General features: G+C 39.7%; 8 protein-coding genes. 7 read left to right on the top strand and 1 reads right to left on the bottom strand.

Annotated features, from left to right (window positions below; translation table 11 throughout):
- Positions 1 to 513 precede the first annotated feature (513 nt).
- The gene (locus tag NQT65_RS10175; protein ID WP_004588700.1) at positions 514 to 2,769 is read left to right on the top strand and encodes an acyl-CoA dehydrogenase; all 2,256 of its coding nucleotides are present in this window, start codon (positions 514 to 516) and stop codon (positions 2,767 to 2,769) included.
- A gap of 174 nt (positions 2,770 to 2,943) precedes the next feature.
- Here NQT65_RS10175 and NQT65_RS10170 read toward each other — a convergent pair whose 3' ends face one another.
- Positions 2,944 to 3,201, bottom strand: a complete 258-nt coding sequence (locus tag NQT65_RS10170; protein WP_055254003.1) for a phage integrase N-terminal SAM-like domain-containing protein — start codon at positions 3,199 to 3,201, stop codon at positions 2,944 to 2,946.
- A 232-nt stretch (positions 3,202 to 3,433) separates the two neighbouring features.
- On the opposite strand from NQT65_RS10170, the gene NQT65_RS10165 reads away from it, so the two are divergent.
- The 6 genes from NQT65_RS10165 to NQT65_RS10140 all read left to right on the top strand — a co-directional run bounded on the left by NQT65_RS10165 (position 3,434) and on the right by NQT65_RS10140 (position 6,079).
- Positions 3,434 to 3,865, top strand: a complete 432-nt coding sequence (locus NQT65_RS10165) for a hypothetical protein (protein WP_126008990.1) — start codon at positions 3,434 to 3,436, stop codon at positions 3,863 to 3,865.
- 111 nt (positions 3,866 to 3,976) lie between these two features.
- A complete protein-coding gene (locus NQT65_RS10160; RefSeq protein ID WP_126008988.1) occupies positions 3,977 to 4,321 on the top strand; it encodes a hypothetical protein in 345 nt (114 codons plus the stop codon).
- A gap of 121 nt (positions 4,322 to 4,442) precedes the next feature.
- Positions 4,443 to 4,676 (top strand): DUF6429 family protein, encoded by a 234-nt coding sequence (locus NQT65_RS10155; RefSeq protein WP_044056436.1) that lies wholly within the window; start codon positions 4,443 to 4,445, stop codon positions 4,674 to 4,676.
- A 177-nt stretch (positions 4,677 to 4,853) separates the two neighbouring features.
- Positions 4,854 to 5,201 (top strand): DUF3024 domain-containing protein, encoded by a 348-nt coding sequence (locus NQT65_RS10150; RefSeq protein WP_138579058.1) that lies wholly within the window; start codon positions 4,854 to 4,856, stop codon positions 5,199 to 5,201.
- A gap of 129 nt (positions 5,202 to 5,330) precedes the next feature.
- Positions 5,331 to 5,657 (top strand): Imm50 family immunity protein, encoded by a 327-nt coding sequence (locus tag NQT65_RS10145; RefSeq protein ID WP_182693012.1) that lies wholly within the window; start codon positions 5,331 to 5,333, stop codon positions 5,655 to 5,657.
- 107 nt (positions 5,658 to 5,764) lie between these two features.
- Positions 5,765 to 6,079, top strand: coding sequence for an immunity protein CdiI family protein (locus tag NQT65_RS10140; protein ID WP_256851109.1), 315 nt, complete (start codon positions 5,765 to 5,767; stop codon positions 6,077 to 6,079).
- Positions 6,080 to 6,152 lie beyond the last annotated feature (73 nt).

Below are 6,152 nucleotides of genomic sequence, written 5' to 3'. Positions count from 1 at the left end.
TGGCTGCGTTTTTTTATGCCTAAAAAATAGCTTTTTATGAATATGGGGCTTAATTGTTGCCAAATAGAGGTATTTCAGCGCACAAGTGTAAGCCTTTAAGTTTCAACAGTTTACGTCACCGTAAAGAAAATAAATTGAAAAAACTGTTAATTAATTGAATAGAGTAATTGATCTAAACTGATTTTTATGACGTAATGTAGGTATTATTTATCTGGTCGGATGAGTTCAATCATGAGTTTACGTACAAAATTTGCCCACCTTATTTTAAAAACGCAGCCCAAGTGGCTGCGTTTTTTTATGCCTAAAAAATAGCTTTTTATGAATATGGGGCTTAATTGTTGCCAAATAGAGGTATTTCAGCGCACAAGTGTAAGCCTTTAAGTTTCAACAGTTTACGTCACCGTAAAGAGAATAAATTGAAAAAACTGTTAATTAATTGAATAGAGTAATTGATCTAAACTGATTTTTATGACGTAATGTAGGTATTATTTATCTGGTCGGATGAGTTCAATCATGAGTTTACGTACAAAATTAAAAAAAGTATTACCAAGTATTTCAATCACTGAACAAGAAGCGCTAGACGCGGGTGATGTGTGGTTAGAAGGGTCTATCTATCAAGGTAAGCCAGATTTTAGCGCACTACGCGATGTGCCGGCTGCCACGCTAAGTGCAGACGAGCAAGCATTCTTAGATGGCCCAGTACAAGAGCTACTAGGCATGATTGACGATTCAGTTATTCAAAACGGTATTCACTTACCAGATGACATATTAGAATTTTTGAAAAAAGAGCGTTTCTTCTCGCTTATCATTCCTAAATCGTTTGGCGGTTTAGAGTTTAGCCCTTATGCAAACTCAACTATTGTGGCAACCATTGCGACAAAAAGCTCTGCAGTAGCGGTAACTGTTATGGTTCCTAACTCTTTAGGCCCAGGTGAGTTATTACTGCACTTTGGTACACAAGAGCAGCAAGCGCATTACTTACCGCGTTTAGCAAACGGCAGAGACATTCCATGTTTTGCATTAACAAGCCCAGAGGCAGGCTCTGATGCAGGTGGCATTCCAGATATTGGTACTGTCACCAAAGGCATGTACAACGGCGAAGAAGTACTTGGCCTCGAGATCACATGGGATAAGCGTTACATCACACTAGCACCAATCGCTACGGTACTTGGTTTAGCCTTTAAAGTAGTTGATCCAGAAGGTTTACTAGGCGGCAAAGAAAACTTAGGTATTACCTGTGCGCTTATTCCTAAAGATCACCCAGGTGTAGAGCTTGGCAACCGCCATGACCCAATGGGTATTCGTTTTTATAACGGTACTACACGTGGTAACAAAGTATTTGTACCAATGGACTTTATTATTGGCGGCCAGAAAAACATCGGTCGTGGTTGGCAAATGTTGGTTAGCTGTTTAGGTGCAGGGCGTGGTATTTCATTACCTGCACTAGGTGTAAGTACTTCGCAAGTAGCATTTAAATCAGCATCTGAATACGCAGCAGTGCGTGAGCAGTTTGGTTTAGCAATTGGTCAATTTGAAGGTATTCAAGAAAAACTAGCAGACATTGCAGGTAAAACATACCTTCAAGAAGCAATGCGCGTGCTGACAACTGAAGGCCTAGGCATGGGCTTAAAACCATCGGTTGTTACAGCAATAGCTAAATACCACATGACCGAGCTTGGCCGCGACGTATTAGATTCTGCAATGGATATTCAAGCGGGTAAAGCGATTCAAAATGGTCCACAAAATACCCTTGCAAGCGGTTACGTAGCACAGCCTATTGCAATTACAGTAGAAGGCGCGAACATTCTTACACGTAACCTGATGATTTTTGGTCAAGGTGTTATGCGTTGTCACCCTTATTTACAATCTATGGTTGAATCAATCCATAGTGAAGATAAAGGTGCAGATAAAGAGTTTAACGGCATTTTGCGTAAAACAATTGGTTACAGCACAGCAAATAGCTTACGTGCGTTCCGTTTAGGTGTTTTACCATTTACTGCAAGTGCAAACTCTGCATTACCAGAAGTACGTGAATACGAAAAAGCCGTGCATAAACTGTCTGCAAAATTAGCAGTGTATGCCGACTTTTCGTTACTCGTACTTGGCGGTAAGTTAAAGCAGGCTGAAATGCTATCAGCACGTTTAGGCGATGTAATGAGCTTTTTATACGCGGCAATGGCATCAATTAAGTATTACGAGCAAAAAGTAGCAAGCAGCGAGCGCGAGCAAGCAGCGCCGTACTTCCACTACGCGACACGTTTTGCACTGCAAAGCGCTGAAGAAGCACTGCATAAGTTTTTAGATAACTTCCCTGCAAGTGGTACTCGTAAGTTTATTCGTTTTGTAACAATGAACTACTCAACTAAAATGCCAAAAATTAGCGACGACTTAATTCGTGAATTAGCAAAACAAGCACAGCTTGATACCGCATTTAAAGCGCAAATTACGCATTTAGTTAAGCCTGTAGAAGGTGACGGTCATCACATTAACGAGCAAGCTTATAAAGCTAAAATGGCATCACTTGTTGAACTGGCTAAAGTTAAAAAAGCGCTGCGCGCTAAAACGATTAAACCAGGTACACGTTTTGCCATTACGCTAGATAACGCATTAGCGGCAAATGTAATTACTGCGGATGAACATGCGCAACTAATTGATTACAACAAAAAGCGTGAAAAAGCGATTCGCGTTGATGAGTTCGACTTTGACATGAACTTATTAGATGACAACGCACAACCAGTTAACCCACTTAAAAGTGTAGTTAATCAATAAAATTCAATGATGCAAAGCGCCCGCTGTATCGGCGCTTTTATTCTTGATTAAAAAATTAGTGTGGAGCCTCGTTTGTTTAAAACCAAGCGGGGCTTTTTTATGTGTGTAATATAGAGGCAGGGGTAATGGTGGCTCATTTGATGGTCGTTTTGCTTGTTCAATTAGAGTAGCTGTTTAGTTTATTTTCCATACTTTAAATAAAAAGCTCAACGCATTTAAGGCTTGTGTTTGAGTATTAGGAGCAACATTTTGTTGGTTGACTAAATGATTTAAAAAAAGTTCGACCTCATTATCTCCCATCGTTGTTGGGTGCCTCATAGAGTTAAAACGAATAAACGAAGCTATCCAGTATAAATACGCTTTGATGGTACTTTTAGCATAATGCTTTAGATACATTTGTTCGGCTATCATAGCTAAAAAAGGTGATTTCATGATATGAATCTCTAGCAAAATTTAACTGTATATATAGACAGTGCATATTGTTTTGTCCAATATTACTGATCTCTACCATTTCGGTGTATTTTCGCACTGATTATAAATAATTTTCAGTTAACTAATTGTTTACAGGTGTTTATTTGATGGTTAAGATAAATGCATTGTAATATATGGACATTTGTCGGTTTATAAAACGACAAATGTCGTAGACAAAATTGTTATGAGCCATATGAATAACTTACTAATTTGTAGCCTGATAATTCTCTTGGTTGGTTGCACAACCATAAATAATGTTTCAGATAGTTCTCAATTTGAAGGTGATATAGGCATAAAGAATTTAGAAAAGGACGTTTTCATTTGCGCTGTTGATAATAATGCAATGTTTACTAAAGGCTTACCCGTTAACGAGCTATATCAAAACCATGGTTTCAAATCCTGTCCTCGCGGGATGGATGTTGCGTCCCTTCTAAAGGGGGCTGAGATTAAAGTTTCAGAGGCTTCTCATCGCTCGCACTTCGGTTTAGTGTCTTATACAGATCATTGGTATTTTGTTGGTTCCGCCGACATTGGCAGTAAAACGGTGAGTTTTTATTACTACTTAGGGTTAACTACTGATGGAAAACCTCCAGCGAACTATAAGGATAATTTGTTGTGGTATTAACAAAAGCTCATAACAAGTTGCTGTTGTCGCCGCTACGCGGCTGGGACCTCCGTTGCGCTGCGCTTCACTACGGCCCCAAAGCAAAGCGTTATAAGTCACGAAGGAATCGTTGTGAAATCTGAAATTGAAGCATGGATTAAGCAAATAAAAGATCGCCCTGATGTAATTGCCATAAATATCGGTTTATTCCAATCTGAAAATGGCTTTCAAGCTTACCTTGTAGGCTCAAACGAATATGATCCTGAAGATGACGATTGGGCTTGTAACGAGGACTTCGTTCCAACAACAAAGTACATTGATTTACCATGCTCGCATAGTGTTAACTGGGAAAGTGTACAAACCGATGTAGTGAATATTATAAAAGGGCTACTTTCATCTAATTCGTCAACTATTTTGAATCATGTTCCTAATGTAACCGTTGGGTTTGATGACGCTGAACTAGTTAGTGTAAAGTGACTTATAACAAGCTAATTAATAAGGACAAAAAACAGTTTGCTGTTTTCGTTCCTCAACATTTTAGCAAACAATTTTTGCCCATTATTAGGGCGTTAGTAGCCATATGAAAATGGAGACAGCAGTGGAAATAGATGAAGATAAAATCGATGAAGCGGCACTTGCTCTGTTTTACCTTACTCTTCATGACAAGTTTGGTAGGGCTTGGAAACAAATAGATTGGAGTATCACCGATCGGCTTTATGAAAAAGGATATATTCACGATCCTGTTGGCAAATCTAAGTCTGTTGTTTTAACTGAAGAAGGTCTTGCCAAATCAGAAGAACTTTTCAAAAAGTTATTCGTCAAAAGTGAGTGAGCGTTGTGCGCAATTTTAGCTGTTACTCTAGGATGTATTAGCGTGGCAACTAACAAGCCAATAAACGCACTCACTGCGTTCGCTGGGACGCATACACGCGGGCGGCTTCGCCATTATGCCCCACGTGCCTGCGCCCGTTATTGGAAAGTTATCTGACAGGTGAAAAATTAAACGTTTATGGCCTTAAGTGAATTCGAAATAAAGAAGATAGAAAAAGCTGCCAACGCGTTTTTAAATAAGCGTAGGCCACCAGTGCATATTAGAAATGAGTTAGATATTGGTTGGCGGCTGGAGAAACAATCAGTTTATATATATGAAACGCGTCCTGTTTGGGACAGCCCAAATGAATATCATGACCTGGACATGGCTAAAGCAACTTTTATCCGCGCTCAAGGTAAATGGAAAATTTTCTGGATGCGACAAGATCTAAAATGGCATGGCTATGAGCCAAATATGTATGTAAAAACTATTGAGCAAGTCTTTGCTGTTATAGATCATGATGAATACGCTTGTTTTTTTGGGTAAGTCACATAACAAAAAAATCAAGTTTGCCCGCTGCGCGGGCTGGGACGCAAACATGTGGGGTGCTCACTTCGTTCGGATTTTAGCCCACACGTCTGCGCCTCTTATTTAAAAGTTAAGCATCGTCAGCATATGAATGAATATCAGCAGGAAATCGTTTCATATTTTGGGTATTGGCCAGCGTTCTGCGATGCTCCTATATTGAGCTACGAGGAAATAGATGGTCGCTTAACCTTAGAAATTGAGTACATAGATACTGAGAAATGTTTGCATGCTAAGATTGAACTAATTTTCTACGGGGTTTCAGAATCGGAACTTAGTGAATTTGAAAAAGGTAGTGTGATTGACACAATGAGAATACTTAGTGGCAACGTGCATCGAGTTGAAATTGAACCTTGTTACGGTATCGGCGGCAACTTTAAATGCACAAGCATTCAGGCAAAAATACAAAATGCTTAACAAGTTGCACCAGCCGACATTTTTCCGTCGCTCCTTTTTGTGCTTGAATAGCACAAACGGGTTCCTCCAAAAATGCGGCTGTGCAAAGCGTTATACGCAAGTCAGATATGGAATATATAAAATTAATGCCGGATTATGGATGCTTTCCTTTGTGGCATCACCAAAGCCAGGAAGTTGGAGAGATTAACCCTGAATCATTGGGTTTATCCCCTGATCTTTGTGAGCGACTTGCTTGCTGGCAGAATGAATACGATCAAACTCTAAATGCAAGTGATCCAGTAATTTCTGGGTTTGGTTCTAAAGAAATGGAAGTTAAGTTTGTAGTCAAAGGCTATGAGCTGGCGCTAGCGTTAAAGAAAGAGCTTAATGGCACACAGGTAGTTTATTTTGATGTTGATCAGCAGCGTGTACGTAACGTATAACAAGTTTGTCAAACATCGCTACACACCTTCGGTGTTCCGCTGGACTCGCTCCTGCGTCGCTCGCCGTTTACAA

Source organism: Pseudoalteromonas agarivorans (assembly GCF_024518735.1).
Classification (GTDB): Bacteria; Pseudomonadota; Gammaproteobacteria; order Enterobacterales; family Alteromonadaceae; genus Pseudoalteromonas; species Pseudoalteromonas atlantica.
Note: the sequence above shows the minus strand (reverse complement) of the source record. Positions and strands in the feature narration are given on the sequence as shown.

Bases quoted from the DNA above. Each gene is read 5' to 3' on its own strand.
- NQT65_RS10140 (WP_256851109.1), top strand. From the start codon at position 5,765: ATGGAATATATAAAATTAATGCCGGATTATGGATGCTTTCCTTTGTGG.
- NQT65_RS10165 (WP_126008990.1), top strand. From the start codon at position 3,434: ATGAATAACTTACTAATTTGTAGCCTGATAATTCTCTTGGTTGGTTGC.
- NQT65_RS10175 (WP_004588700.1), top strand. From the start codon at position 514: ATGAGTTTACGTACAAAATTAAAAAAAGTATTACCAAGTATTTCAATC.
- NQT65_RS10170 (WP_055254003.1), bottom strand. From the start codon at position 3,201: ATGAAATCACCTTTTTTAGCTATGATAGCCGAACAAATGTATCTAAAG.
- NQT65_RS10145 (WP_182693012.1), top strand. From the start codon at position 5,331: ATGAATGAATATCAGCAGGAAATCGTTTCATATTTTGGGTATTGGCCA.
- NQT65_RS10150 (WP_138579058.1), top strand. From the start codon at position 4,854: ATGGCCTTAAGTGAATTCGAAATAAAGAAGATAGAAAAAGCTGCCAAC.